Raw genomic sequence first — 26313 nt, 5'->3', positions numbered from 1 at the left:
GCGGCGATCAGTCTTTACCCGCATAAAACCAGGCGAAAACGCCAGTTTCAACTTCACCCTTGTAGACCGTCTTGCCCACCCCCATATTGGGGCGACTGACGCGTGAAGGAATTCAACTTGAGCGACCTTTTAAACCGCCGCCTGGCCCTGCTCGGCGAGCGCGCCAACCTCTCCCTGCTCGAGCAGTGCCTGCACGGTATCGAACGTGAATGCCTGCGTGTCACGGACAATGGGCGCCTGGCGCAGACACCGCATCCCAAGGCCCTGGGTTCGGCGCTGACCAACGAACAGATCACTACGGACTATTCCGAGTCGCTGCTGGAGTTCATCACCCCGGCCTTGGCCGACCCGGCCGATACCTTGCGCAGCCTCGACAAGATCCACCGGTTTGCCTACAGCAAACTCGGCGACGAGTACCTGTGGAGTCCTTCGATGCCGTGCCCGCTGCCGGAAGAGGAAGACATCCCGATCGCGTATTACGGCACCTCGAATATCGGTCGGCTCAAGTACGTCTACCGTAAAGGCCTGGCCCTGCGCTACGGCAAGACCATGCAGTGCATCGCCGGGATCCACTACAACTTTTCCCTGCCGGAAGAGCTCTGGCCCTTGCTCCGGCAGGCCGAAGGCGTCGAGGCCAGCGACCGTGACTTCCAGTCTTCCGCCTATATCGCGCTGATCCGTAATTTCCGTCGCTACAGCTGGTTGCTGATGTACCTGTTCGGTGCCTCGCCGGCCCTGGACGCCGGTTTCCTGCGTGGCCGCCCGCACCAGTTGGAACAGCTGGACCCGGACACCTTGTACCTGCCCTATGCCACCAGCCTGCGCATGAGTGACCTGGGTTACCAGAGCAACGCCCAGGCCGGCCTGACGCCGTGCTACAACGATCTGACGAGCTACACCGACAGCCTGCGCAAAGCGGTGGCAACGCCCTACGCGCCCTACGTGGAAGTCGGCACTCACCAGAACGGTGAGTGGGTACAGCTCAACACCAATATTCTGCAGATCGAAAACGAGTACTACTCCAACATCCGCCCCAAACGCGTGACCTACACCGGCGAGCGTCCGATCCAGGCCTTGATGGCCCGGGGTATCCAGTACGTCGAAGTGCGTTGCCTGGACATCAACCCGTTCCTGCCGATGGGCATCGACCTCACCGAGTCGCGATTTATCGATGCATTCCTGCTGTATTGCGGCCTCAATGACAGCCCGCAGCTGGAAAACAACGAATGCAGCAACGCCACGAGCAACTTCCTGACCGTGGTCAAGGAAGGGCGCAAGCCCGGCCTGCAATTGCAGCGCCAAGGCCAAGCGGTGGACATGCAGGCCTGGGCGATCGAACTGCTGGAAAAAATCGCACCACTGGCCTCGTTGCTCGACCAAAGCCAGGGTGGCGATGCTCACCGCCAGGCACTGGACGCGCAACTGGCGAAAGTCCGCGATCCATCCCTGACGCCTTCCGCCCAGGTGCTGGCCGCCATGGCCGAGCATCAGGAGAGCTTTGCCCAGTTCTCCTTGCGCCAAAGCAAGGTCCACGCCGAATTCTTCCGCGCCGAGCCTTTGCCTGCCCAGGAGCAGACGGCATTTGAAACTGCCGCGCGCGAGTCGCTGGTCCAGCAAGCTGAGCTGGAGCAGAACGAGGTGGGGGATTTCGATGTGTTTGTAGGTTCGTATCAGGCGAGCATCCTGGCGATCAGTAACTGAACATCCCTTTTTGGCGGGGATACTCTTGTGGCGAGGGAGCTTGCTCCCGCTCGGCTGCGCAGCAGCCGTAAAATGGGCCTGCTGCGCAGTCCAGCGGGAGTAAGCTCCCTCGCCACGGAGGTCTTAGTCGTTTCCGGATGTTTTTTTCGCAAATAAGCTCATTCGAAAAAGTTATTTATTTTTGAATTCTTAGATCATTTAGTCTCCTCAAACGCCGAACATCCGGCGGCCTGTTGAGGAGCTTCCCATGACATTGAGTTTCCCCCTTCGCCTTCTCGCGGCCGCCTCCCTGGCCGTCACCAGCTTTTTTACCCAGGCAGCCGACCTGACCGTCGCCTACCAGACCACCGTCGACCCGGCCAAAGTCGCCCAGGCCGACGGCGCCTATGAAAAAGCCACCCAAGCCAAGATCGACTGGCGCAAATTCGACAACGGCGCCGACGTCATCACCGCCATCGCCTCGGGCGATGTGCAGATCGGCTACCTCGGTTCCAGCCCGCTGACCGCCGCCATCACCCGCAAGGTCCCGGTGGAAACCTTCCTCATTGCCACCCAGATCGGCGCCGCCGAGGCCCTGGTGTCCCGCAACGGTTCCGGGATCAACACCCCGCAGGACCTGATCGGCAAGAAGATCGCCGTGCCATTCGTTTCCACCGGTCACTACAGCCTGCTCGCCGCGTTGAAGCACTGGAACATCGACCCATCGAAAGTCACCATCCTCAACCTGGCGCCACCGGCCATCATCGCCGCCTGGAAGCGCGGCGACATCGATGCCACCTACGTCTGGGACCCGGCCCTGGGTGTGGCCAAGGAAAACGGCAAGGTACTGATCACGTCTGCGGAACTGGCCCAGTTCGGCGCGCCGACCTTCGACGCCTGGATCGTGCGCAAGGACTTCGCCCAGAAGCATCCTGAAATTGTCACCGCCTTCGCCAAAGTCACCCTGGATGCCTACGCCCAGTACCGCAAGGACCCACAAGCCTGGCTGGCCGATGCGTCCAACATCGACAAATTGGTGAAGCTATCCGGTGCCAAGGCCAGTGATATCCCGCTGCTGTTGCAAGGCAACGTCTTTCCCCTGGCGGCCGATCAGGTCGTAAGCCTCGGCGCTCCGACCACCAAAGCCATCACCGACACCGCCGCCTTCCTCAAGGAGCAAGGCAAGGTCGAATCCGTGTTGCCGGACTACGCGCCTTTTGTCAGCGCCAAATACATCACCCAGTGATCGAACACTAGAAGGAGTCACGGCGATGGCCTTGCTACAGCTGGAGCGCATCAGCGCACAGTACCCCGGCGCGACGGCCCCTGTGCTGGCGGACATTTCACTGACCCTGGGGCCCCAGCAATTGCTGGTCGCCCTCGGCCCGTCTGGCAGTGGCAAGACTTCGCTGTTGAACCTGATCGCCGGGTTCGTCGAGCCCAGCGCCGGGCAGATCACCCTCGACGGTGTGCCTGTTTTGGGGCCGAGTGCCGAGCGCGGTGTGGTGTTCCAGGACGATGCGCTGCTGCCCTGGCAGGACGTGCTGGCGAACGTGGGTTTCGGCCTGGAACTGGCCGGGATCCCCAGGGAAAAACGCGAAGCCCGCGCCCGGGAAATGCTTGCCCTGGTGGATCTCGCCGGTTTCGAGCGACGCCGCATCTGGCAGCTCTCCGGCGGCCAGAAGCAGCGCGTCGGCCTGGCCCGGGCATTGGCGGCCGAGCCACGCGTGCTGTTGATGGACGAGCCCTTCGGTGCGCTGGACGCCTTTACCCGCGAGCAGATGCAGGAACTGTTGCTGCAAGTTTGGCAGCGCACCGCCAAACCGGTATTCCTGATTACCCATGACATTGAAGAAGCGGTCTTCCTCGCCACCGACTTGATTTTGCTGGCGCCCAATCCGGGGCAGATCGTCGAGCGCCTGAGCCTGGATTTCGGCCAGCGCTACGGCGCCGGGGAATCGGCACGGTCGATCAAGTCCGACCCGCGCTTTATCGAAACCCGCGAGCATGTACTCGCCAAAGTGTTCTCCCAACGCAGCGCCACACGGCCACAGGAGCACGCATGAGCAGCTATGAAATTCCCGCCGAGGTCACTGCAACCGCGGCCAAGCGCCCGGTCAACAGTTCGAGGCTCACCTTGAGCACGCGGTGGATCAGCGGCTTGACCCTGATCGCGCTGCTCGCCATCTGGTGGGCCGTCACCGCCAGCGGCCTGATCGAGCCTTTGTTCCTGCCCTCGCCGTCCGCCGTGCTGCAAAAAGGCTGGCTGCTGGCGACCAGTGGCTACATGGACTCCACCCTCTGGCAGCACCTGGGCGCAAGCCTTGAACGGATCGGCCTGGGCCTGTTGTTTGCGGTGTTGACGGCCGTGCCGGTGGGCATCGCCATCGGCGCCAACCGGGTCGCACGGGGCGTATTCGATCCGCTGATCGAGTTCTACCGACCGATCCCCCCGTTGGCGTACCTGCCGTTGATCGTGATCTGGTGCGGCATCGGTGAGTTGTCCAAGGTGCTGCTGATTTACCTGGCGATTTTCGCCCCGATTGCCATCGCCACCGCCACCGGCGTGCGCACCGTCGATCCGGCCAAGTTACGTGCGGCGCAGTCCTTGGGCGCGACACGGACCCAGTTGATTCGCCATGTGATCGTACCCAGCGCCTTGCCGGACATCCTCACCGGTATTCGCATTGGCCTGGGCGTCGGTTGGTCGACGCTGGTGGCCGCCGAGCTGATTGCCGCCACCAGTGGCCTGGGGTTCATGGTGCAGTCAGCGGCGCAGTTCCTGGTCACCGACGTGGTGGTATTGGGAATCCTGGTGATCGCATTGATCGCCTTCGCCATGGAAATAGGCTTGCGCGCCCTGCAACGCAAACTGGTGCCATGGCACGGCCAGGCTCACTGACAGTAAATGACCACGCCGACCATTCGGCGCCCAACTGCGAGAACGCGACGATGAACCGCCCGACCGTTACCCCTTTGAGCACCGCCCTCGGTGCGCAGATCAGCGGGATCGATATCCGCCAGCCGCTGAGTTTGGAAGCTCGCGATATCATCGAGCAGGCTTTGCTTGAACATCAGGTGTTGTTCTTTCGCGAGCAGCCAATCGAGCCGGTACAGCAAGCGCGTTTCGCTGCGTATTTTGGCGACCTGCACATTCACCCCATTTACCCCAACGTGCCGGAGCAGCCCGAAGTCCTGGTGCTCGACACCGCTGTCACCGATGTACGCGACAACGCCGTGTGGCACACCGACGTGACCTTTCTGCCGACGCCCGCCATGGGCGCGGTGCTCAGCGCCAAGTTGCTGCCGGCATTCGGTGGCGATACGTTGTGGGCCAGTGGCATCGCGGCTTACGAAGCCTTGTCGGCGCCGTTGAAGCGTTTGTTGGAAGGCCTGACGGCGACCCACGATTTCACCCGGTCCTTTCCCTTGGAGCGTTTTGGCAACACCGCCGAAGACCTGGCGCGCTGGGAGGAAGCGCGACGGAAAAACCCACCGCTGTCCCATCCGGTGATCCGCACCCATCCGGTGAGCGGCCGTCGGTCGCTGTTCGTCAATGAAGGCTTTACCACGCGGATCAACGAACTGTCGGAGACTGAAAGCGAGGTGATCCTGAAACTGCTGTTCGCCCACGCCACCCGTCCGGAGTTCACCCTTCGCTGGCGCTGGCAGGTCAACGACGTGGCGTTCTGGGACAACCGTGTGACCCAGCATTTCGCCGTGGACGACTACCGCCCGGCCCGGCGGGTGATGCATCGGGCGACGGTGCTGGGGGATGTGCCGTTTTTTCGCTGAACACACCACCCACCTGTGGCGAGGGAGCTTGCTCCCGCTGGGCTGCGTAGCAGCCCCAATCCATTCAACACGGCGCATCAGGAAAAAACAGTGGGCAGGTTTTTACGACTGCTGCGCAGTCGAGCGGGAGCAAGCTCCCTCGCCACAGGGGTTTGTGTTATTCAGCCGACGAAGGTTTCTCCCAAAGATTGATCCCACCCTCCAGGGCAAACCGATCGATTTGCGCCAGTTCTTCGGCGCTAAAGGTCAGGTTCTTCAGCGCCCCGACATTCTCGATGATTTGCTCTGGACGGCTGGCGCCGATCAGGGCGGAGGTGACCCGTGAGTCCCGCAGGGTCCAGGCCAGGGCCATTTGTGCCAGGCTTTGGCCGCGTCGCTGGGCGATCTCATTGAGGGCGCGCACGTGGGCGATGTTCTCCTCCGATAAATGCGCAGCCTGCAACGAGCCACCACCCGGACGGTTGACCCGTGCATCCGCCGGAATGCCCTTCAGGTATTTGTCAGTCAGCAGCCCTTGGGCCAGCGGAGTGAAGGCGATCACGCCTGCGCCCAGTTCGTCGGTGGCGTCCAGCAGGTCTTTTTCAACCCAGCGGTTGAGCAGGTTGTAGGCCGGCTGGTGGATCAGCAGCGGGACTTTCCACTCTTTGAGCAGCGCCGCCATTTCCCGGGTCTTCACGCCAGAATAGGAAGAAATACCGATGTACAACGCCTTGCCCTGCTGCACCGCAGTGGCCAGTGCACTGGCGGTTTCTTCCAGTGGCGTATCGGGGTCGAAGCGGTGGGAATAGAAGATATCCACATAGTCCAGGCCGAGGCGTTGCAGGCTCTGATCGAGACTGGCGAGTACATACTTGCGCGAGCCACCGCCCTGGCCGTAAGGGCCCGGCCACATGTCCCAACCGGCCTTGCTGGAGATGATCAACTCATCGCGGTACTGCTTGAAGTCTTCGCGCAGCAACCGGCCAAAATTGATCTCGGCGCTGCCGTAGGGCGGGCCGTAGTTGTTCGCCAGGTCGAAGTGGTTGATGCCCAGGTCGAACGCCGTACGCAGCAACGCGCGCTGGGTGTCGATGGGCGTGCTGTCGCCGAAGTTGTGCCACAACCCCAGCGACAGCGCCGGCAGCACCAGCCCGCTGCGACCGACGCGGCGGTAAGGAATGGACTCGTAGCGGTTTTCGGCAGCGGTGTAGGTCATCGAATAGGCTCTCTGTTCGGACGGCGATTGGCAGACGCTAACATTTCACAGACGCATTGGTCAGGCTGAAAGTTCGCATATCGTCGTTGGATCGGACTTACTCGCCAAAGCGGTGCGTCAGTTTGCGGTGATATGGGAGTGCCGACGCCTTCGCGAGCAAGCTCGCTCCCACAGGGGATTTTCAGTATCAGGAATCACCTTAACGAGCCTGCGCAAACACCTCCGCCACCCAATCCACGAACACACGAACCCGTGGCGACATGTGTCGGTTGTGCGGATAAAGCACCGACACCGGCATGGAGGGCGGCGGGGTGGCGGTGAGGACTTCCTGGATCAGGCCCTGCCGGATCGGTTCTTCCATTCGGTAATACGGGCATTGGATCAGGCCCAGGCCGGCGATGGCCGAGGCGGCGTAGATCTCGGCACCAGACACGGACAACGAGCCCCCGATCGGAACCTCCTTGAGTTCCCCATCGACCATGAACTCAAACGGATAGAGTTTGGCGGTGGTCCGCGAGACGTAATTCACCGCCCGGTGATCTTTCAGGTCATCGAGGATCGATGGCTCGCCATACTGGCGCAGGTAACCTGGGCTGGCACAGGTGATCTGCCGAAGATTGGCGACACGCCGGCCGATCAATGACGAATCCGCCAGCGTACCGGAGCGCAGCACGCAATCGACGCCCTCGGCAATCAGGTCGACGAAACGATCCGCCTCGCTGATGAACAGTTCTATTTCGGGGTAGCGAGCCATGAATTGTGGCAACGCCGGAATCACGAAGTACCGCGCCTGGGTGCCATGCAGGTCCACCCTCAGCTTGCCTTTGGGCGCCACACCGCGAAACGCCAGTTCGGCCTCTTCAAGTTCCGCCAGCAATTGCACGCAGCGTGGGTAGTAGGCTTCGCCGTCGAGGGTCGGGCGCACCTTGCGGGTGCTGCGCTCCAACAAACGAACACCCAGCCAGGCTTCGAATTGATTGAGCGTGTGGGTCAGCGTGGCCCGGGGCATATTCAAGTCTTCAGCGGCCAGGGTGAAGCTGCTGCGCTCGTATATGCGGACAAACACTCTCATCGCCTTGACCTGGTCCATCTAAATCCTGCCCCGCCGATTGTTAGAAAATATTGAACAGTCAAGGCAACTCTCATGCATTTATCGCCAAGAGTAAACATGTGAATCTGGCTTCAACGAATCACAACACCTCAACAGCAAAGGACCCTTCACATGACTGTTCAAAATCCGAAAGTTGCCATCGTGACCGGCGCCTCCCGCGGCATCGGAGCAGAGATTGCCAAGCAATTGGCCAGCGAAGGCTTTGCCGTTGCCATCAACTACGCCAACAGCGCCACTGAAGCCTCGAAACTGGTGGTTCAACTGCGCCAGGCCGGTCATCAAGCCATAGCGATCAAGGCAGACGTGTCCTCTGCCGCCGATGTCCGGCGGATGTTCGATGAAACCGAAACGCATCTGGGCAAGGTCGATGTGTTGATCAACAACGCCGGCATTCTCCAGGTCATGCCCCTGGCGCAGCACAGCGACGAGTTGTTCGATCAGACATTCGCCATCAACACCCGCGGCACTTTCAACACTCTGCGCGAAGCCGCGACCCGTCTGAACGACGGCGGCCGGATCGTGAATTTTTCCAGCAGCACCGTTGGCTTGAATTTGCCCGGCTACTCGGTGTACATCGCCAGCAAAGCCGCGGTGGAGTCCTTGACCCAGGTATTTGCCAAGGAACTGCGTGGCCGGCAGATCACGGTCAATGCCGTGGCCCCCGGCCCGGTCGCGACCGAACTGTTCATGCACGGCAAGAGCGAGGAACAGGTACAGCACTACGCCAAGATGCCGCCCCTTGAGCGCCTCGGCCAGCCGCAGGACATCGCCCGCATCATCGCCTTCCTGGTGGGCCCGGACGCCGGTTGGGTGAACGGGCAGATCCTGCGGGCCAACGGCGGGCTGGTCTGAGACTCGGACCGATCAGCGCACCAGGTGTAGGAACTGCATGTGTCGCTCGTATTGGTCGAGGATGTCGTTGATGACCTGCTCCCTGGTATAGCCCACCAGGTCGTAATCCTGGCTGCCTTCGCTCAAGTGCACCTCGGCACGGTAGTAACGGCGGTTGTTGAGTTCCTTGGAGCCCATGCCGCCCCGGGCAAAGGACGGCGTGAAGTAGCCGCGCATCTGCACCTGGTAGATGAACGGGTGCTGCTCGCCGTGGCCGATTTCCAGGCTGACGCTGTCGTTGGCCGGGTCTGGCTGGGTCACGACCGTCAGGCCCTTCTCGGCGAACACTGCCTTCACTTCTTCGATGGCCGGGCGCACCGTCGTGTCGAGGAAACGGTACACCTCGTCACGGGACGGAAAATGCACCGCCTGGCTCAAGCGCTGACGCCAACCGCCTGTGCCCCGGCGTGAACCCGACACCGGCGCCAGGGAATGCAATTGCGCGATCTGCTTCTGGGATTCCAGGTAGAACGCCTTGTGCAGGCCCCACATCATCAACAGCAGGATCAGCGAGAACGGCAGGGAAGTCAGCACCACCGCCGACTTCAAGGCATCGATGCTGCCGGAGAACAGTAAAGCGCTGGTCACCAGGGCGGTCATTGCGCCCCAGAACACCCGCAGCCATTTCGGCCCGTCTTCATCGGGGTTGCCGCCTTTGGCCGACAGCGTCGAAAGCACCACGGTGCCCGAGTCGGCGGACGTGACGAAGAACACGAAGCTGATGAACACCGTGACCGCGATGACGGTTTTGCTCCACGGATAGGTTTCCAGCAGCAGGTACAGGCTCATCGACGGGTTTTCCAGGGCGGACATGCCCAAGGCGCTCATGCCATGGTTCAGCACCTGGTCGATGGCGCTGTTGCCGAAGATCGACATCCACGCCAGGGTGAAACCCAGGGGAATCAGCAGCACGCCAAACACGAATTCGCGGATGGTGCGGCCACGGGAAATCCGCGCAATGAACAGCCCCACGAACGGCGACCACGCAATCCACCAGGCCCAGTAGAACACCGTCCAGCCGCCCAGCCAGTCGCTGGGTTTGTTGTAGGCGTACAGGTCGAAACTCTTCATCGGCAAGGCGCCGAGGTAATCGCCGATGTTCTGGATCAACGTGTTGAGCAAATGCTGGGTGGGCCCGGCGAACAGCACGAACAACAACAAGGCACAGGCCAGCAGCATGTTGATGTCGGACATGACCCGCACACCTTTGTCGACACCGGCCACCGCGACGATGATCGCCGCGCCCATCATCAGCACGATCAGGCCGACCTGGATCCACTGGGTGTGAGCGATGCCGAACAGATAATCGAGCCCGGAATTGAGGTGCAACACACCAAAGCCCATGTCCGCGCCGAGGCCGAACACGGTTGCGATGATGCCGAAGCCGTCCACCGCATAGCCGATGGGGCCGTTGATGCGTTTGCCGATCAGCGGGTACAGCGCCGAACGCAGGGCCAGCGGCAAATTGTGTCGATAGGCAAAGTACGCCAGGGCCATGCCGACGAAAGCGAACACTCCCCAACCGTGCAGCCCCCAGTGCAAAAATAGAATCTGCATGGCCTGGCGCGCCGCATCAGCGGTACCGGCCTCGCCCTGGGGCGGCTGCACCAAATGGGTCAGTGGCTCGGAGACGCAGAAGAAAAACAACGTGATGCTGATGCCGGCGGCGAACAACATGCCGGCCCAGGACAGGTAACTGAATTCGGGTTCGTCGTGGTCGGCACCGAGCTTGATCTTGCCGTAGCCGGACAAGGCGGTGACCACCACGAAGACCAGATACAGGGTCATCGCCAGCATGTAATACCAGCCGACCGTATTGGCCGCCCAGTTCTGCGCCGCCAGCAGCCAGGCACCAGCCTGCTCCGGCACGGCAATCACCACCAGGCCGAACAGCAGAATGAAGGTCGCCGCAAAGTAAAACACCGGCGGATTCATGCGGACCAGGCCGCTGGGTGGCAGGGACGAGGCACTCATGGACGAGAGGCCCCGGGCAGCGAAACAGCGAAGGTCGAAAACGGACTCGGCAAAAGCAAGCCTCCTTATTGTGAGCGGGCAGCAAACCGACGGTTTAACTTGAATGAACGTTCAAGTTAAACATGAATAGGTAGCTAAGGACTAATCGCAGGGCTCGACGGTGCGTTTCCTACGCAGGCCTACGGGGGTATGACGTTGCTTGGAGAGCATTCGTTCAGTGGCGAAAACCGTATGCCCTGCCGAACACGCATCCTGTGGGAGCGGGCTTGCTCGCGAAGGGGCCGTAACATTCACATCAGTGTAAATTGGAAGTCCCCCTTCGCGAGCAAGCCCGCTCCCACAAGATCTTCGTTGTCCAGCAATCGGGAGCCCTCCCCGCCGGTTTATACCCCGACAAACGATTGCCGGTTGCCCCTGAATATCACCGTGCCTATAGTCCAGGCATCTCCTACAACCAGTACGGACCCCATGATCAAACAACAGCTGGCCCGCTTTAATCGTCTCGACCTGCTTGGTCACCCGACACCGCTGGAAAAACTCGACCGTCTCTCCACCTGGCTCGGTCGCGACATCTATATCAAGCGCGACGACCTGACGCCCCTGGCCCTGGGCGGCAACAAACTGCGCAAGCTCGAATACCTCGCGGCCGATGCCCTGGCTCAAGGCGCCGATACCCTCATCACCGCCGGCGCGATCCAGTCCAACCATGTGCGCCAGACTGCCGCCCTGGCGGCGAAGCTGGGCCTGGGGTGCGTGGCCTTGCTGGAAAACCCAATCGGCACCGAGGACGGCAATTACCTGGGCAATGGCAACCGCCTGCTGCTGGAGCTGTTTGACGCCAAGGTCGAACTGGTCGAAAACCTGGACAACGCCGACGAACAATTGCAGGCCCTCGCCGATCGTCTGCGCAACAATGGCAAAAAACCCTACTTGGTGCCGATTGGCGGTTCAAACGCCTTGGGCGCGCTGGGCTATGTGCGCGCGGGCCTGGAACTGGCCGAGCAGATCAAGGACACCGGGCTTGAATTCGCCGCCGTGGTGCTGGCCTCGGGCAGTGCCGGAACCCACAGCGGCCTGGCGCTGGCTTTGAGTGAAGCGCTGCCGGCGCTCCCCGTCATTGGCGTAACGGTTTCGCGCAGCGAGGAAGACCAATTTCCGAAGGTCCAGGGCCTGGCCGAGCGCACTGCCCAACTGCTGGAAGTTGCTCTTCCAGACGCGTTCAAAGTGAATCTGTGGGACGAATATTTCGCCCCCCGTTACGGCGAGCCAAACGCCGGGACCCTGGCAGCGGTCAAACTGCTGGCCAGTCAGGAAGGCCTGTTGCTGGACCCGGTCTATACCGGCAAGGCCATGGCCGGCCTGCTCGACGGCATTGGTCGCGACCGTTTCGACGAAGGTCCGATCATCTTCCTGCACACCGGCGGCGCGCCGGCGTTGTTTGCCTATAACGCAGCGTTTTAGAATTATTGAAGAACCCTTGTGGGAGCGGGCTTGCTCGCGAAGGCGGTGTATCAGCTGGAAATATATCGACTGACACGCCGCCTTCGCGAGCAAGCTAGCTCCCACAGGAAGTCATTCCAAATGGGCATATATGGTTGATTTAATATTATTTTCCAATCTATAAAGACCCTCTTATAGTCTCGCCGCAGGCGCATTTGCTGCGAGACGCCCAGGCTGCTTTAAGGCAGGATGTGGCAAATCTTTTCAGATCTCGGCTACGCCTTTCTCATCCAAAATAACCTCTTCATAAGAAAACACAGGGGCTTGTCATGAATTTTTCCGCATTACGTCGCAACCTGTTGGTAGGTTCGCTAGGCCTGGCATTAAGCGCCGGCCTGTTGGGGCAAGCGGTTGCCGGTGAGCAGCTGCAAAAAATCAAGGATGCCGGTGAAATCAAGATCGGCTTGGAAGGTACTTACCCACCGTTCAGCTTTGTTGACGACAGCGGCAAACTGACCGGCTTCGAAGTGGAGTTCTCCGAAGCCCTGGCCAAGGAACTGGGTGTGAAGGTCAAACTGCAGACGACCCCATGGGCCGGCATCCTCGCAGCGTTGGAATCCAAGCGTCTGGACGCAGTGGTCAACCAGGTGACGATCTCCGAGGAGCGTAAGAAAAAATACGACTTCTCCGAGCCGTACACCATTTCCGGGATCCAAGCGCTGGTACTGACCAAGAAAGCCGACGAGCTGAACATCAAGAAGGCCGCTGACCTGGACGGTAAAAAAGTCGGCGTGGGCTTGGGTACCAACTACGAACAGTGGGTCAAGGCAGAAGTACCGGGCGCCCAAGTCAAAACCTACGATGACGATCCAACCAAGTTCCAGGACCTGCGTGTCGGCCGTATCGATACCATCCTGATCGACCGTCTGGCCGCGCTGGAATACGCCAAGAAAGCCAAGGACACCACCGTCACCAGCGAAGCGTTCTCTCGCCAGGAAGCCGGTATTGCCCTGCGCAAAGGCGAGCCTGAACTGCTGGACGCGGTGAACAAGGCCATCGACAAACTTCGCGCCGACGGCACGCTGAAAAAGCTATCGGAAAAATACTTCAGCGCTGACGTTACAAAATAATGGAAGCAGCTTTTCAACTCGCGCTGGACTCCGCGCCCTTCCTGCTCAAGGGCGCGTACTACACGGTCATCCTCAGCCTGGGCGGCATGTTTTTCGGCTTGCTGCTGGGGTTCGGCCTGGCGCTGATGCGCCTGTCGCGCTTCAAACTGGTGAGCTGGATTGCCCGCATCTACGTGTCGTTCTTTCGTGGCACGCCGTTGCTGGTGCAGTTGTTCGTGATCTATTACGGGTTGCCGCAACTGGGCATCGAACTGGATCCGCTGCCAGCGGCGCTGATCGGTTTCTCGCTGAACATGGCCGCCTATGCGTGTGAAATCCTGCGGGCCGCCATCAGCTCCATCGAGCGCGGCCAGTGGGAAGCGGCGGCGAGTATCGGCATGACCCGCGCCCAGACCCTGCGCCGGGCCATCCTGCCGCAAGCCGCGCGCACAGCCCTGCCGCCGTTGGGCAACAGCTTCATTTCCCTGGTCAAGGACACCGCGCTGGCGGCAACCATCCAGGTCCCGGAGCTGTTCCGCCAGGCGCAGTTGATCACCGCGCGAACCTTCGAAATCTTCACCATGTACCTTGCCGCCGCGCTGATCTATTGGGTTCTTGCCACCGTGCTCTCGCACCTGCAGAACGTCCTGGAAGCCCGGGTCAATCAGCATGACCAGGAGTCCTGACCCATGATTGTCGTGGAAAAACTGACAAAGCAGTTCAAGGGTCAGGTGGTGCTCAACGGCATCGACCTGAAGATCGAAGAAGGCGAAGTGGTTGCGATCATCGGCCCCAGCGGTTCGGGCAAGACCACCTTCCTGCGCTGCCTGAACTTCCTCGAAGAACCCAGTAGTGGCCGGATCAAGGTCGGCGACATCGAAATCGATGGCAGCCGCCCGCTGAATCAGCAACAGGGCCTGGTGCGCCGCCTGCGTCAGCAGGTCGGTTTCGTGTTCCAGAACTTCAATCTGTTTCCCCATCGCACCGCGCTGGAGAACGTGATCGAAGGTCCGTTGGTGGTGAAAAAGATTCCACGTGCCGACGCCGAAGCCCTGGGCCGCAAACTGTTGGCCAAGGTAGGCCTCTCTGGCAAGGAAGACGCCTACCCACGGCGCCTCTCCGGCGGCCAGCAGCAGCGCGTGGCGATTGCCCGGGCGCTGGCGATGGAACCTGCGGTGATCCTGTTCGACGAGCCAACCTCGGCCCTCGATCCGGAATTGGTCGGCGAAGTCCTGGCGACCATTCGCGGCCTGGCCGAAGAGAAACGCACCATGGTCATCGTGACCCACGAAATGGGCTTCGCCCGGGATGTGGCCAATCGCGTGGTGTTTTTCGACAAAGGCGTAATCGTCGAGCAAGGCGAAGCCAAGGCTTTGTTTGCAGCCCCCAAGGAAGAACGCACTCGACAGTTCCTCAGCAAGTTCCTCTCGGCCGGACACGGCACCCAGTAAGTTATTGGTAACGTCGTCACTTCCAAGGATGGAAGTGAGACAACTTACAACACCGCCCCCATCACCTAGCAAGTTACAAAGAAATAACTTGCAACTTCCAAACAACTTAAAACCCCCAACTTTCTGGTGCGATATATATATATACCTCTCGCAACATATCCCATCAGACCAAGTTCCAACCCACGTTAGCTGCCCCGGCTTCCGCATGCGGTTTGGCAATGGATAAACCGAAGAAAAGATCACCCGGCGTCGCGTATTCTTAACACGAGCGCGTAGGAGGTTTCTGAAGCGTTTCACAATGAACTATTTAGCAAGTTCCTCTATTGACACTGAAACTATTGAACCCTTATCTAGTGACCAACAGGCAACGCAATTAATTTAGTTCTGCACGGTGATTTGCCGTTAGTAGCCTCTATGACGGCGCAGACTATAAATAGGTCGCGATGATCAAGCGCCTTTGATCTTCCCGAAACGGACTTCGTTTTCAAGCATCAAGGAGAACACCATGACATGTACGTCGAACATTGCTGAGCTGTCCGCGCCCACCCTGGCCAATGCCCACCCTACCGGTATCAACATCACCAGTGCTGCTCATCTGGAGGTCGCCATTGCCCCCTACCCTGGCATGGACGCGGGCGATCTGATCGAACTGTTCTGGGACAACTGCTACGTGGGCTCTCGCCTGCTGTCGCAAACGGACGTACAGGGCAGCGTCACGTTGCGGGTACCGGAGAGTTTCATCGTCAACGGCACCTCGCGCATCCATTATCGTGTGATGCAGGTCGGACGCGGGCCGGCTCTGTCAGCCACGCAACGGGTGCAGGTAAAGCTCGACTGCCCCGGCGGCCAACCGTCAGCCCTGAGCGGCGACGAAAACCAGGGCCTGGCGCCGGTGCGCATTCCCGGCACCATCCGTCGCCAAGGGGTGAACCCGAACCAGGTCAAGCGCGGCGTACCCGTGACGATCGAACCCTACCTGAACATGGCCGCCGGCGATGCGGTCACCCTGCGCTGGGGCGATGTGCGCATGGACCTGCCGCCGGTCAAACCGACCGAGGTTGGCCAGCCGATCCATATCTGGGTGCCGCCGCAGATCATTTTGGAAGCAGGCGAAGACCTGCGTCTGGAAGTGACCTACTGCATCATTGATCGGGTGGGAAACAACTCCCACTGGGCACCGCCGCGAACGTTGAAAATCGGGTGCGCCAATCCGTATCTGAAAAAGCCCTCGAAAGAGCTGCTCATGGCGGCCGAGGCCTCCGACAAAAATAAGCACTGTTGAGTAGCTTTTGTGGCGAGGGAGCTTGCTCCCGCTTGGGTGCGTAGCACCCACCGGCAAACAGAAGGGTTGCTGCGCAACCCAGCGGGAGCAAGCTCCCTCGCCACACCATCACTCTGCAAAAGCCCTCTATTGATATTCCTAAAAGTTAGTTCAAAAATAATTTATACACGCTTAGGGTATATACACCGGACCACCGGACATCCTTGATTTTGACTCGTCGCATTCATCGCGGCGTTTTCCGAAAAGATGTGAGGTGGGTATGGTACGGAACACAATCACCCCAGTGCAGAATGCCAACGCGCTGCCTGCAGCCACGGAGTGGCTGTAATGTCGGATTTGGCGCAAGCAAAGCTCCAGAGCGACCTGGACATCGCACCGCTGTTGTTGCCCGCACAGGTGCTGCGCAATGATGCCGAGGCGATCAAAGCCGCCCATGAACTGGCGCAGGTCGCCCGTCAGCAGGCCGCGCGGCGAGATCAACAGCGCAAACTGCCCTGGTCAGAGATCGAGCAGTTCACCCGTACAGGGCTCGGCAGCATCAGCATCCCCCGGGAATACGGCGGCCCGCAGGTTTCGTTCGTCACCCTTGCCGACGTGTTCGCGATCATCTCCGCTGCCGACCCGGCCCTTGGGCAGATTCCGCAGAACCAATTCGGTGTGCTCCAGCTGATTCTCGGCACAGGCACCGAACGGCAGAAAGAAATCCTTCTGCAGAGCGTGCTCGAAGGCTGGCGCATCGGCAACGCCGGGCCGGAACGAGGCACCCGCAATACCCTTGAACTCAAGGCACGGATCAGCGCTGACGGTGACGGTGACGGTTTTGTCATCAGCGGACAGAAGTTCTACTCCACCGGCGCGCTGTTCGCCCACTGGGTGGCAGTCAAGGCACTGAATGACCAGGGCCGCCAGGTATTGGCGTTCGTTCGCCGCGGCACTCCGGGGCTGCGCATCGTCGACGACTGGTCGGGCTTCGGCCAGCGCACCACGGCCAGCGGCACCGTGTTACTGAACAACGTGCGGGTCGACGCTGAACTGGTGTTGGCTAACTGGCGCATCAATGAGACGCCAAATGTACAGGGTGCGATCTCGCAATTGATCCAGGCCGCCATCGACGCGGGCATTGCCCGTGGCGCCATTGACGATGCCATCACCTTCGTTCGCGAACGCGCCCGGCCCTGGATCGACGCCAAGGTCGACCGCGCCAGTGACGACCTCTACGTGATTGCCGACATCGGCAAACTGAAAATCGAACTGCACGCCGCCGAAGCACTGTTGCGCAAAGCCGGACGAGTGCTGGACCAGGTCAGCGCCGCGCCGATCACCGCGCAATCGGCCGCCCGAGCCTCGATTGCGGTGGCCGAGGCCAAGGTGCTCACCACCGAGATCGCCCTGCACGCCAGCGAAAAGCTCTTCGAGCTGGCCGGCAGCCGCGCCACCCTCGCCGAATTCAATCTCGATCGCCACTGGCGCAACGCGCGGGTCCACACCCTGCACGACCCGGTGCGCTGGAAGTATCACGCGGTAGGCGCCTACCACCTGAACGGCACCTTACCGGCCCGACATTCCTGGATCTGACGACCCGACCTCTGGAGCAGTACATGACGTTTTCTCAACACGTCGCGGTGATCACCAGCGATGAACAAGCCCTGATCGTGGCCAGCGACCTGGCCGACGACTTCAAGCGCGACAGCGCCCTGCGCGACCGTGAGCGTCGCCTGCCACACCCGGAACTGGAGGCTTTTTCCCGCTCCGGCCTGTGGGGCATCAGCGTGCCCAAGGCCTATGGCGGCGCAGGCGTTTCCAACGTCACGCTGGCCAAGGTCATTGCGCTGATTGCTCAGGCCGACGGCTCCCTGGGACAGATACCGCAAAACCATTACTACGCCCTGGAAGTGCTGCGAGTGAACGGCAGCGAAGCGCAAAAGCAACGCCTGTACGCCGAAGTGCTGGCCGGCCAGCGGTTCGGCAATGCGCTGGCCGAACTGGGCACCAAGACCGCCCACGACCGCACGACCCAATTGCGCCGCGACGGCGAAGGCTATCGCATCAACGGCCGCAAGTTCTACGCCACGGGAGCGATCTACGCCCAGCGCATTCCTACGTCGGTGGTGGATGAAAACGGCGTGCAGCAACTGGCCTTCGTCCCTCGCGACAGCAAAGGCCTGACGGTCATCGACGACTGGAGCGGTTTCGGCCAGCGCACCACGGGCAGCGGTTCGGTGGTGTTCGAGGACGTCTATGTCTCTGCCGAAGACATCGTGCCGTTCCAGAGCGCCTTCGAACGCCCGACACCGGTGGGGCCGCTGGCGCAGATTCTTCACGCGGCCATCGACACCGGCATCGCCCGCGCCGCCTATGAAGACGCCCTGCACTTTGTCCGCAGCAAAACCCGGCCCTGGATCGACGCCACCAGCGACGTTGCCACCGAAGACCCGCACACCCTCAAAAGCTTCGGCCGACTGAGCATCCGCCTGCACGCCGCCGAAGCCCTGCTGGAACGCGCGGGCGAGTTTCTCGACCAGGCCCAGGCCAACCCGCAGGCCGACACGGTCGCCGCCGCCTCGATTGCCGTGGCCGAAGCCCGCGCCATCAGCACCGAGATTGCCCTCGCCGCCGGCAGCACCCTGTTCGAGTTGGCCGGCAGCCAGGCGACCCTGGCTGAACATGGCCTGGATCGCCACTGGCGCAATGCCCGGGTGCACACCCTGCATGACCCGGTGCGCTGGAAGTATCACGCGGTGGGTAACTTCTACCTCAACGATGAAAAGCCGCCGCTGCGGGGGACCATTTGATGGCCCACAGCAAGAAAAAAATTCTGCTCAACGCGTTCAACATGAACTGCATCGGGCATATCAATCATGGCTTGTGGACCCATCCCCAGGACACGTCGACCCAGTACAACACCCTCGAATACTGGACCGCCCTGGCGCAGCTGCTCGAGCGCGGGCTGTTCGACGGGCTGTTCATCGCCGATATCGTCGGCGTCTATGACGTGTACCAACAGTCGGTGGACGTCACTCTGAAAGAGTCGATCCAGCTGCCGGTCAACGACCCGTTGCTGCTGGTCTCGGCAATGGCCGCCGTCACGAACAACCTGGGCTTCGGCCTCACCGCCAACCTCACCTACGAACCGCCGTACCTGTTTGCCCGACGCATGAGCACCCTCGACCACCTGAGCCGCGGCCGGGTCGGCTGGAACATCGTCACCGGCTACCTGGACAGCGCCGCCAAAGCCATGGGCCTGACCGCACAAGTGGAGCATGACCGCCGCTACGACCAGGCCGACGAGTACCTGCAAGTGCTCTACAAACTCTGGGAAGGCAGCTGGGAAAACGACGCGGTGCTCAACGATCGCCAGCAGCGGATCTATGCGCAGCCAGAGAAAGTGCACAAGGTCCGGCACCAGGGCGAGTTCTATCAGGTCGAGGGTTATCACCTGTGCGAACCGTCGCCCCAGCGCACGCCGGTGTTGTTCCAGGCCGGCAGTTCGGAACGCGGCTTGTTGTTTGCCGGGCGACACGCCGAGTGCGTGTTCATCAGCGGTCAGAACAAACCAGCGACCAAGGTCCAGGTGGACAAGGTTCGCACCAGTGCCGTCGAGGCCGGGCGCAACCCGGAGGACATCAAGGTATTCATGGGCCTGAACGTGATCGTCGGCGAGACCGAAGCGGCCGCCTGGGCCAAGCATGCCGAGTACCTGGGCTACGCCAGCGCCGAGGCCGGGGTGGCACATTTTTCCGCATCGACGGGCATCGATTTTTCCGCCTACGAACTGGACGAGCCGATCCAGTACGTGAAAAGCAACGCCATCCAGTCCGCCACCAAGACCCTGCAGAACAACGATTGGACCCGGCGCAGATTATTGGAGCAACACGCCTTGGGTGGCCGCTACATCACGGTGGTCGGCTCGCCCGAACAGGTGGCCGACGAGCTGGAGTCGTGGATCGCCGAAACCGGCCTCGATGGCTTCAACCTGACCCGCATCGTGACGCCGCAAAGCTATGTGGACTTCATCGACCTGGTGATTCCCGAACTGCAGCGACGTGGTTCGTACAAGACCGAATACGACAACGGGACCCTGCGGGAAAAGCTGTTCCGCGCGGGGGCTCATCTACCTGGACAACACACCGGCTCAACCTACCGACACTGACCCTGTGGCGAGGGAGCTTGCTCCCGCCCGACTGCGAAGCAGGCGCCCAACCGGCGAGGTTTCAACCGACAGACCGAGCGGACTGGTTTGGGGCCGCTTCGCGGCCCAGCGGGAGCAAGCTCCCTCGCCACACAAGCACATGGCTCAATTAATCAATGACTGGAATAACCAACATGACCACGCAACTTCTAACCCTGCCAGTCAAAGCACTGGCCCTGGCCCTCGGCCTGTTCAGCTCGGCGCTGTTTGCCGCCGATGCACCGCTGAAAATCGGCACCACCGCCGCGTTCGCCATTCCCCTGGAGGCGGCCGTGGAAGAGGCCGGCAAGCAAGGCCTGAAGGTCGAGCTGGTGGAGTTCAGCGACTGGATCGCGCCGAACGTCAGCCTCGCTTCTGGCGATATCGACGTGAATTATTTCCAGCACATCCCCTTCCTGGAAAACGCCAAGGCCGCCGCCGGGTTCGATCTGGTGCCCTTTGCACCGGGGATCATCAACAACGTCGGCCTCTATTCGAAAAAATACAAAAGCTTCGACGAATTGCCCGAAGGCGCGACTGTCGCCATCGCCAACGACCCGATCAACAGCGGTCGTGGCCTGCAACTGCTGGCCAAGGCCGGGCTGATCACCCTCAAGCCAGGCGTGGGCTACAAGGCCACCGAAGACGACATCGTCGCCAACCCGAAGCAACTCAAGATCCTGCAGGTCGAAGCCGTGCAACTGGTGCGCGCCTATGAAGACGCCGACCTGGTGCAGGGCTACCCCGCCTACATACGCCTGGCCAAGACCTTCGATGCCACGTCTGCCCTGCTGTTCGATGGCCTCGATCACAAGGAATACGTGATCCAGTTCGTGATCCAGCCCAAGAGCCAGGACGATCCACGATTGATCAAGTTCGTCGACATCTACCAGCACTCGCCTGCCGTGCGCGCCGCCCTGGACAAGGCCCACGGCAAGCTCTATCAGGCCGGCTGGGAAGGTTGATCATGAACGCCGTCAACGCTCGACTCAGAGATGAAGCCCCCGCGCCCCAGAGCGCCGGACACACCGAACTGCATCCGGAGCTGAACCGTGCCCATGTGCGGTTTATCGGCCTGGGCAAGACTTACAGCGGCAGCCAAGGCCCGGTGGCTGCGCTGCACGGCATTGACCTGGCGATCCAGCGCGGCGAGGTGTTCGGCATCATCGGCCGCAGCGGCGCCGGCAAGTCATCGCTGATCCGCACCATCAACCGTCTGGAACAACCCACCAGCGGACGGGTGCTGATCGATCAGGTGAACATCGGCGAGTTCGATGAAGACCGCCTGGTGGAACTGCGTCGGCGCGTCGGCATGATCTTCCAGCACTTCAACCTGATGTCGGCCAAGACCGTGTGGCAGAACGTCGAGCTGCCACTCAAAGTCGCCGGCGTGCCCAAGGAACAACGCCAGCAGAAAGTTCGCGAGCTGTTGGAGCTGGTGGGCTTGCAAGGCAAGCACAAGGCCTACCCGGCGCAGCTCTCGGGCGGGCAGAAGCAGCGCGTCGGGATCGCCCGGGCGCTGGTGCATGATCCGCAGATTCTGTTGTGCGACGAGGCCACCTCGGCCCTGGACCCGGAGACCACCCAGTCGATCCTCGGTCTGCTGCGTGAGATCAATCAGCGACTGGGCCTGACCATCGTACTGATCACCCACGAGATGGCAGTGATCCGCGAAGTGTGCGACCGGGTGGTGGTGCTCGAGCAAGGGCGGATCGTCGAGCAGGGGCCCGTCTGGGAAGTGTTCGGCAATCCGCAACACGAAGTCAGCCGAACGCTGCTGGCCCCGCTGCAACACGCCATACCGGAAGAACTGCAAGGCCGCCTGCAGGTGCAACCCGCATCGGCGGATGCGGCCACCGTGCTGCGCCTGCAATTCACCGGTATCGGGCGGGACGAGCCGGACCTCGCAGCCTTGTTCAACGCCCTCGGTGGTCGGGTGCGGCTGCTGCACGGTGGCATCGAACGGATTCAGGGCCACGGGCTAGGGCAATTGCTGCTGGCGGTGAGTGGCTCGTCATGGGGTGCCGAGGAACTGCGCCAACGTGCGGGCAATTGGGCGCAACGGGTGGAGGTGCTGGGTTATGTGGTTTGATCGGTTATTGCAGGGTTTCATCGACACCTTCCTGATGGTCGGCGTGTCGTCGTTGATCGCGTTGCTGGCGGGCATTCCGCTGGCGGTGATTCTGGTCACCAGCGGCAAGGGCGGGATCTATGAAGCGCCCGCCCTGAATCGCGCCCTGGGCGCATTCGTGAACCTGTTTCGCTCGATCCCCTTCCTGATTCTGATGGTGGCGTTGATTCCGTTCACGCGGCTGATTGTCGGCACCACCTACGGCGTTTGGGCTGCGGTGGTCCCCCTGACCATCGCCGCCACACCGTTCTTCGCCCGCATCGCCGAAGTCAGCCTGCGGGAGGTCGACCACGGCCTGATCGAAGCGGCCCAGGCCATGGGGTGCCGGCGCTGGCACATCGTCTGGCACGTGCTGCTGCCCGAAGCACTGCCGGGCATCGTCGGCGGTTTTACCATCACGCTGGTGACCATGATCAACTCCTCGGCCATGGCCGGCGCGATCGGCGCCGGAGGCCTGGGGGACATCGCCTACCGGTATGGCTACCAGCGATTCGACAGCCAGATCATGCTCACGGTGATCGTGTTGCTGGTGGCGTTGGTGGCGGTGATTCAACTGGGTGGGGACCGATTGGCGCGGGGCTTGAACAAGCGTTAGGCGGCGTTGGCCGATGCCAATGGGGGAGTGAGTCTGCTTGCGGTATAGTCGGCTGACGCTCCCAACCCAAGTCCCCGAACCATGAAACACACCCCCGACGACCTGCAGACCATCACCGCCACGACCCTGGGCCATTACAACGCGGTCGCCGATAGCTTTCGCGAAGGCACCCGCGATCACGACGTCAGCCAGAACATCGACGCGTTACTGCGGCATATTCAGGCCAAGGCCCCCTTGCACATCCTGGACTTCGGCTGCGGCCCCGGACGAGACCTGCGAACGTTCACCGCCATGGGCCATATCGCGGTCGGCCTCGACGGCTCAGCGGAGTTTGCCCGGATGGCGCGCCAGGAAAGTGGGTGCGAAGTGTGGCAACAGGACTTTTTGAAACTCGACCTGCCGGCCGAACGTTTCGACGGGATCTTCGCCAACGCCGTACTGTTTCATATTCCGGTCCAGGAGCTGCCCCGGGTGCTGAAACAACTACACGCCACGCTCAAGCCCGGGGGCGTGCTGTTCAGCTCCAACCCTCGGGGCGAAAACCAGGAAGGCTGGAACGGCCAGCGCTTCGGCGCCTATCACGACCTCGCGGCCTGGCGAGCGCTACTCGGCGACGCAGGTTTTGTGGAGCTGGAGCATTACTACCGGCCGGCGGGGCTGCCGCGGGAGCAACAGCCTTGGTTGGCGAGTGTCTGGCGTAGACCTTGAAATCCCCCTGTGGCGAGGGGATTTATCCCCGCTGGGGTGCGCAGCGCCCCCCATGCAAGCGATGCAATCATTCAGACACACCGGGCAACGGCTGTTTGGGGCTGCTTCGCAGCCCAGCGGGGATAAATCCCCTCGCCACAAAAAACAGCGCTTGAGTCCGATCTTTAATCGCTGTCAGTCCTGCTTCCCCAACCACTTCTGCGACAACCGCTCCAGTCTTCCATCCTCCTTGATCCGCGCCAGGGCGTTATCCAGGCTGGCCTTGAACGCCGGGTTACCCTTCTGGAACGGAATCACCAGGTTCGGCGCCGGCTCGCTCTTTTCTTCCGGTTGGAAAGACTGCGCCATGACCAGCGGACGTGGCGTCTCATCCTTACTCGCCAGCAATTGTGCATCCGGTTGGCTGTAAACGGCGCTGGTGTCGAAACGTTCCGCCAGTTCCGGGGTCATTGCTATGTGGTTGATGGCGACATCGTACTTGCCGCTTTCGACACCGCTTAGCAGATCCCCAGCATCGGTGACCACAAAATCGGCCTGTACATCGAGTTCACCGGCCAGCATTTGGCCCAGTTCCACTTCGAAGCCGGCGAGCTTGCCGTCTTCCTTGAAATTGAAAGGAGCGGTATTGGCCTCGAGGGCAATGCGCAGTTCGCCACGGTCATTGATGTCGTCGATCAGTTCGGCATGAGCCAGAGGGCTCAAGAGGGGTAGCAGGCAGATCAGGCCAGGCAGAAAACGCATGGTCACTCCTTTGTATTTATACAAGCGACGCTCGTTTCAGGTTCGCTTTGCTATGGTTGTTGCAGGCTTCGACAACGATTGGTCATGAAGTTGTGATGGCCAGGCGTATTTCATGGAAAAACTGGAGAAAAAAATGAAAAGCTTTATGTCTCGTGCCGCGTTGGCCGGCCTGTTGCTGAGTACTTCGTTGCTGGCGACAGCCGCAACCCCCGCTCCCAAAGGCGCAGAGGTATTCATCGTTTCCCCGGCAGACGGCGCCACCGTTGCTCAGGAATTCAAGGTCAAGTTCGGCGTCAAGAACATCGCCCTGGCTCCGGCAGGTGATGTAACCAAAAATACCGGGCATCATCATCTGCTGATCGATGTCGACAAGCTTCCTGCCAAAGACGCACCCATTCCCAATGACGCCAACCATATGCATTTCGGCAAGGCGCAAACCGAGACCACCATCAAACTGGCGCCGGGCAAACATACCTTGCAGCTGGAACTGGGCGACACCGGCCATATGCCGTTCGATCCGCCGATCGTGTCCGAGAAGATCACCGTCACCGTGAAATAACGCAGCACTGGCTGACACAACACAACCCTGTGGGAGCGAGCTTGCTCGCGATGGCGTCGGTCCAGTTAGCATATTTATTTACTGACACACCGCTATCGCGAGCAAGCTCGCTCCCACAAGGTCAAGTGTTGGACCAGGCAGAAAAAAACGGGAGCCCTCACCAGGCTCCCGTTTTTTGTACAAGCCAAACCTCAGCTAGCACTGCAGTATCAGAACAGCACCCGGCAACGAATGGTGCCGTTGATGTGTTGCAGCTTCTCTTGCGCCAGATCCGAGTATTCGGCGTCGACGTCGATCACGACGTAGCCGACTTTCTCGTTGGTCTGCAGGAACTGACCGGAAATGTTGATGCCGTTTTCGGCGAAGACCTTGTTGATCTCGCTCATCACACCCGGGATGTTCTCGTGGATGTGCAACAGGCGATGCTTGCCAGGGTGGGCCGGCAAGGCCACTTCCGGGAAGTTCACGGACGATACCGACGTACCGTTGTCGCTGTACTTGACCAGTTTTTCCGCCACTTCCAGGCCGATGTTGGCCTGGGCTTCAGCGGTGGAGCCGCCGATGTGCGGGGTCAGGATCACATTGTCCAGGCCACGCAACGGGCTTTCGAAGATATCGTCGTTGGAGCGTGGCTCCACCGGGAACACGTCGATGGCCGCGCCGATCAGGTGCTTGTCCTTGATCGCTTCGGCCAGGGCGTCGAGCTTGACCACGGTGCCGCGAGCGGCGTTGATCAGGATCCCGCCCTTCTTGATGGCGCGGATTTCCTTCTCACCGATCATCCACTGGGTGGCAGCGGTTTCCGGTACGTGCAGGGTCACGATGTCGGACATGCCCAGCAGCTCGTGCAGGTCATTGACCTGGGTGGCGTTGCCCAGCGGCAGCTTGGTCACGGTGTCGTAGAAGAACACCTGCATCCCCAGGCCTTCGGCCAGGACCGACAACTGCGTGCCGATCGAGCCGTAGCCGACAATACCCAGCTTCTTGCCGCGGATTTCGAAGGAGTTGGCCGCGCTCTTGATCCAGCCGCCACGGTGGCAGGAAGCGTTTTTCTCAGGGATGCCGCGCAGCAGCAGGATCGCTTCGGCCAGCACCAGCTCGGCAACGGAACGGGTGTTGGAGTACGGCGCGTTGAACACCGCGATACCGCGCTCGCGCGCCGCGTTGAGGTCGACCTGGTTGGTGCCGATGCAGAAGCAACCGACCGCGACCAATTTCTTGGCGTGATCGAAGATCTCTTCGGTCAATTGCGTACGGGAGCGAATGCCGATGAAGTGAGCATCGGCGATCTTTTCCTTGAGCTGGGCTTCCGGCAGAGAACTGGTGATGTACTCGATGCTGGTGTAGCCCGCCGACTTGAGGACGTCGACAGCCGATTGGTGGACGCCTTCGAGAAGAAGGAACTTGATCTTGCTCTTATCGAGAGAAGTCTTGCTCATCTGCGTAAACCTGTGTCCCGGAGAAAAAATGGCAGGGAATCGGA

Annotated in this window: 24 protein-coding genes; 19 read left to right on the top strand and 5 right to left on the bottom strand. The window is 60.9% G+C overall.

The window, feature by feature from the left end:
* Nucleotides 1-117: 117 nt before the first annotated feature.
* From gshA to tauD, 5 genes are all read left to right on the top strand, one after another.
* Nucleotides 118-1701, top strand: a complete 1584-nt coding sequence (gene gshA, locus CD58_RS01225) for a glutamate--cysteine ligase (RefSeq protein ID WP_025211281.1) — start codon at nt 118-120, stop codon at nt 1699-1701.
* Nucleotides 1702-1948: 247 nt separating this feature from the next.
* The gene (gene tauA / locus CD58_RS01220) at nt 1949-2926 is read left to right on the top strand and encodes a taurine ABC transporter substrate-binding protein (protein WP_025211280.1); all 978 of its coding nucleotides are present in this window, start codon (nt 1949-1951) and stop codon (nt 2924-2926) included.
* Nucleotides 2927-2951: 25 nt separating this feature from the next.
* On the top strand, nt 2952-3746 hold the full coding sequence (tauB, locus tag CD58_RS01215; RefSeq protein ID WP_025211279.1) for a taurine ABC transporter ATP-binding subunit: 795 nt from the start codon (nt 2952-2954) through the stop codon (nt 3744-3746).
* A complete protein-coding gene (tauC, locus tag CD58_RS01210; RefSeq protein WP_025211278.1) occupies nt 3743-4582 on the top strand; it encodes a taurine ABC transporter permease TauC in 840 nt (279 codons plus the stop codon). Before tauB ends, tauC begins: the two co-directional genes overlap by 4 nt.
* A gap of 50 nt (nt 4583-4632) precedes the next feature.
* Complete coding sequence (gene tauD, locus CD58_RS01205) at nt 4633-5475, top strand: taurine dioxygenase (protein ID WP_025211277.1); 843 nt, start codon at nt 4633-4635, stop codon at nt 5473-5475.
* Between the two features lie 157 nt (nt 5476-5632).
* On the opposite strand, the gene mgrA is transcribed toward tauD, so the two are convergent.
* Both mgrA and CD58_RS01195 read right to left on the bottom strand, forming a co-directional pair.
* Entirely contained in the window at nt 5633-6670 is a 1038-nt protein-coding gene (gene mgrA / locus CD58_RS01200) for an L-glyceraldehyde 3-phosphate reductase (RefSeq protein WP_025211276.1), read from the bottom strand.
* A gap of 199 nt (nt 6671-6869) precedes the next feature.
* On the bottom strand, nt 6870-7760 hold the full coding sequence (locus CD58_RS01195) for a LysR family transcriptional regulator (RefSeq protein ID WP_025211275.1): 891 nt from the start codon (nt 7758-7760) through the stop codon (nt 6870-6872).
* Between the two features lie 132 nt (nt 7761-7892).
* On the opposite strand from CD58_RS01195, the gene CD58_RS01190 reads away from it, so the two are divergent.
* Entirely contained in the window at nt 7893-8633 is a 741-nt protein-coding gene (locus CD58_RS01190) for an SDR family oxidoreductase (RefSeq protein ID WP_025211274.1), read from the top strand.
* A gap of 12 nt (nt 8634-8645) precedes the next feature.
* Here the strand turns inward: CD58_RS01190 and betT are convergent, their stop codons facing one another.
* The gene (betT, locus tag CD58_RS01185; protein ID WP_200868915.1) at nt 8646-10607 is read right to left on the bottom strand and encodes a choline transporter BetT; all 1962 of its coding nucleotides are present in this window, start codon (nt 10605-10607) and stop codon (nt 8646-8648) included.
* A gap of 507 nt (nt 10608-11114) precedes the next feature.
* Between betT and CD58_RS01180 the strand changes: the two genes are divergently transcribed.
* The 12 genes from CD58_RS01180 to CD58_RS01125 all read left to right on the top strand — a co-directional run bounded on the left by CD58_RS01180 (nt 11115) and on the right by CD58_RS01125 (nt 23530).
* Nucleotides 11115-12107 carry a D-cysteine desulfhydrase gene (locus CD58_RS01180; RefSeq protein ID WP_025211272.1) on the top strand — a complete coding sequence of 331 codons (993 nt, stop codon included), beginning with the start codon at nt 11115-11117 and terminating at the stop codon, nt 12105-12107.
* A 308-nt stretch (nt 12108-12415) separates the two neighbouring features.
* Nucleotides 12416-13216, top strand: a complete 801-nt coding sequence (tcyJ, locus tag CD58_RS01175) for a cystine ABC transporter substrate-binding protein (RefSeq protein WP_025211271.1) — start codon at nt 12416-12418, stop codon at nt 13214-13216.
* On the top strand, nt 13216-13881 hold the full coding sequence (gene tcyL, locus CD58_RS01170) for a cystine ABC transporter permease (protein WP_025211270.1): 666 nt from the start codon (nt 13216-13218) through the stop codon (nt 13879-13881). Before tcyJ ends, tcyL begins: the two co-directional genes overlap by 1 nt.
* 3 nt (nt 13882-13884) lie before the next feature.
* Nucleotides 13885-14646, top strand: a complete 762-nt coding sequence (gene tcyN / locus CD58_RS01165) for an L-cystine ABC transporter ATP-binding protein TcyN (RefSeq protein WP_025211269.1) — start codon at nt 13885-13887, stop codon at nt 14644-14646.
* A gap of 505 nt (nt 14647-15151) precedes the next feature.
* Nucleotides 15152-15928, top strand: coding sequence for a hypothetical protein (locus tag CD58_RS01160; RefSeq protein WP_025211268.1), 777 nt, complete (start codon nt 15152-15154; stop codon nt 15926-15928).
* 327 nt (nt 15929-16255) lie between these two features.
* On the top strand, nt 16256-17503 hold the full coding sequence (locus CD58_RS01155; RefSeq protein ID WP_025211267.1) for an SfnB family sulfur acquisition oxidoreductase: 1248 nt from the start codon (nt 16256-16258) through the stop codon (nt 17501-17503).
* 23 nt (nt 17504-17526) lie between these two features.
* Nucleotides 17527-18720, top strand: a complete 1194-nt coding sequence (locus tag CD58_RS01150) for an SfnB family sulfur acquisition oxidoreductase (RefSeq protein ID WP_025211266.1) — start codon at nt 17527-17529, stop codon at nt 18718-18720.
* Entirely contained in the window at nt 18720-20078 is a 1359-nt protein-coding gene (locus CD58_RS01145) for an LLM class flavin-dependent oxidoreductase (protein WP_025211265.1), read from the top strand. Before CD58_RS01150 ends, CD58_RS01145 begins: the two co-directional genes overlap by 1 nt.
* Before the next feature lie 173 nt (nt 20079-20251).
* On the top strand, nt 20252-21061 hold the full coding sequence (locus CD58_RS01140; RefSeq protein ID WP_025211264.1) for a MetQ/NlpA family ABC transporter substrate-binding protein: 810 nt from the start codon (nt 20252-20254) through the stop codon (nt 21059-21061).
* Between the two features lie 2 nt (nt 21062-21063).
* Nucleotides 21064-22188, top strand: coding sequence for a methionine ABC transporter ATP-binding protein (locus tag CD58_RS01135; protein ID WP_025211263.1), 1125 nt, complete (start codon nt 21064-21066; stop codon nt 22186-22188).
* Nucleotides 22178-22822, top strand: a complete 645-nt coding sequence (locus CD58_RS01130) for a methionine ABC transporter permease (protein WP_025211262.1) — start codon at nt 22178-22180, stop codon at nt 22820-22822. The genes CD58_RS01135 and CD58_RS01130 overlap by 11 nt, the downstream gene beginning before the upstream one ends.
* An 81-nt stretch (nt 22823-22903) precedes the next feature.
* Nucleotides 22904-23530 (top strand): class I SAM-dependent methyltransferase, encoded by a 627-nt coding sequence (locus CD58_RS01125; protein WP_025211261.1) that lies wholly within the window; start codon nt 22904-22906, stop codon nt 23528-23530.
* A gap of 174 nt (nt 23531-23704) precedes the next feature.
* Here the strand turns inward: CD58_RS01125 and CD58_RS01120 are convergent, their stop codons facing one another.
* Nucleotides 23705-24271, bottom strand: coding sequence for a transporter substrate-binding domain-containing protein (locus CD58_RS01120; protein ID WP_025211260.1), 567 nt, complete (start codon nt 24269-24271; stop codon nt 23705-23707).
* 133 nt (nt 24272-24404) lie between these two features.
* Here CD58_RS01120 and CD58_RS01115 point away from each other — a divergent pair, with 133 nt between their 5' ends.
* Entirely contained in the window at nt 24405-24830 is a 426-nt protein-coding gene (locus tag CD58_RS01115) for a DUF4399 domain-containing protein (RefSeq protein WP_025211259.1), read from the top strand.
* A 209-nt stretch (nt 24831-25039) separates the two neighbouring features.
* Here CD58_RS01115 and serA read toward each other — a convergent pair whose 3' ends face one another.
* The gene (gene serA, locus CD58_RS01110; RefSeq protein WP_025211258.1) at nt 25040-26269 is read right to left on the bottom strand and encodes a phosphoglycerate dehydrogenase; all 1230 of its coding nucleotides are present in this window, start codon (nt 26267-26269) and stop codon (nt 25040-25042) included.
* Nucleotides 26270-26313: the final 44 nt, after the last annotated feature.

The organism is Pseudomonas brassicacearum, from assembly GCF_000585995.1.
Lineage (GTDB): Bacteria > Pseudomonadota > Gammaproteobacteria > Pseudomonadales > Pseudomonadaceae > Aquipseudomonas > Aquipseudomonas brassicacearum_A.
Note: the sequence above shows the minus strand (reverse complement) of the source record. Positions and strands in the feature narration are given on the sequence as shown.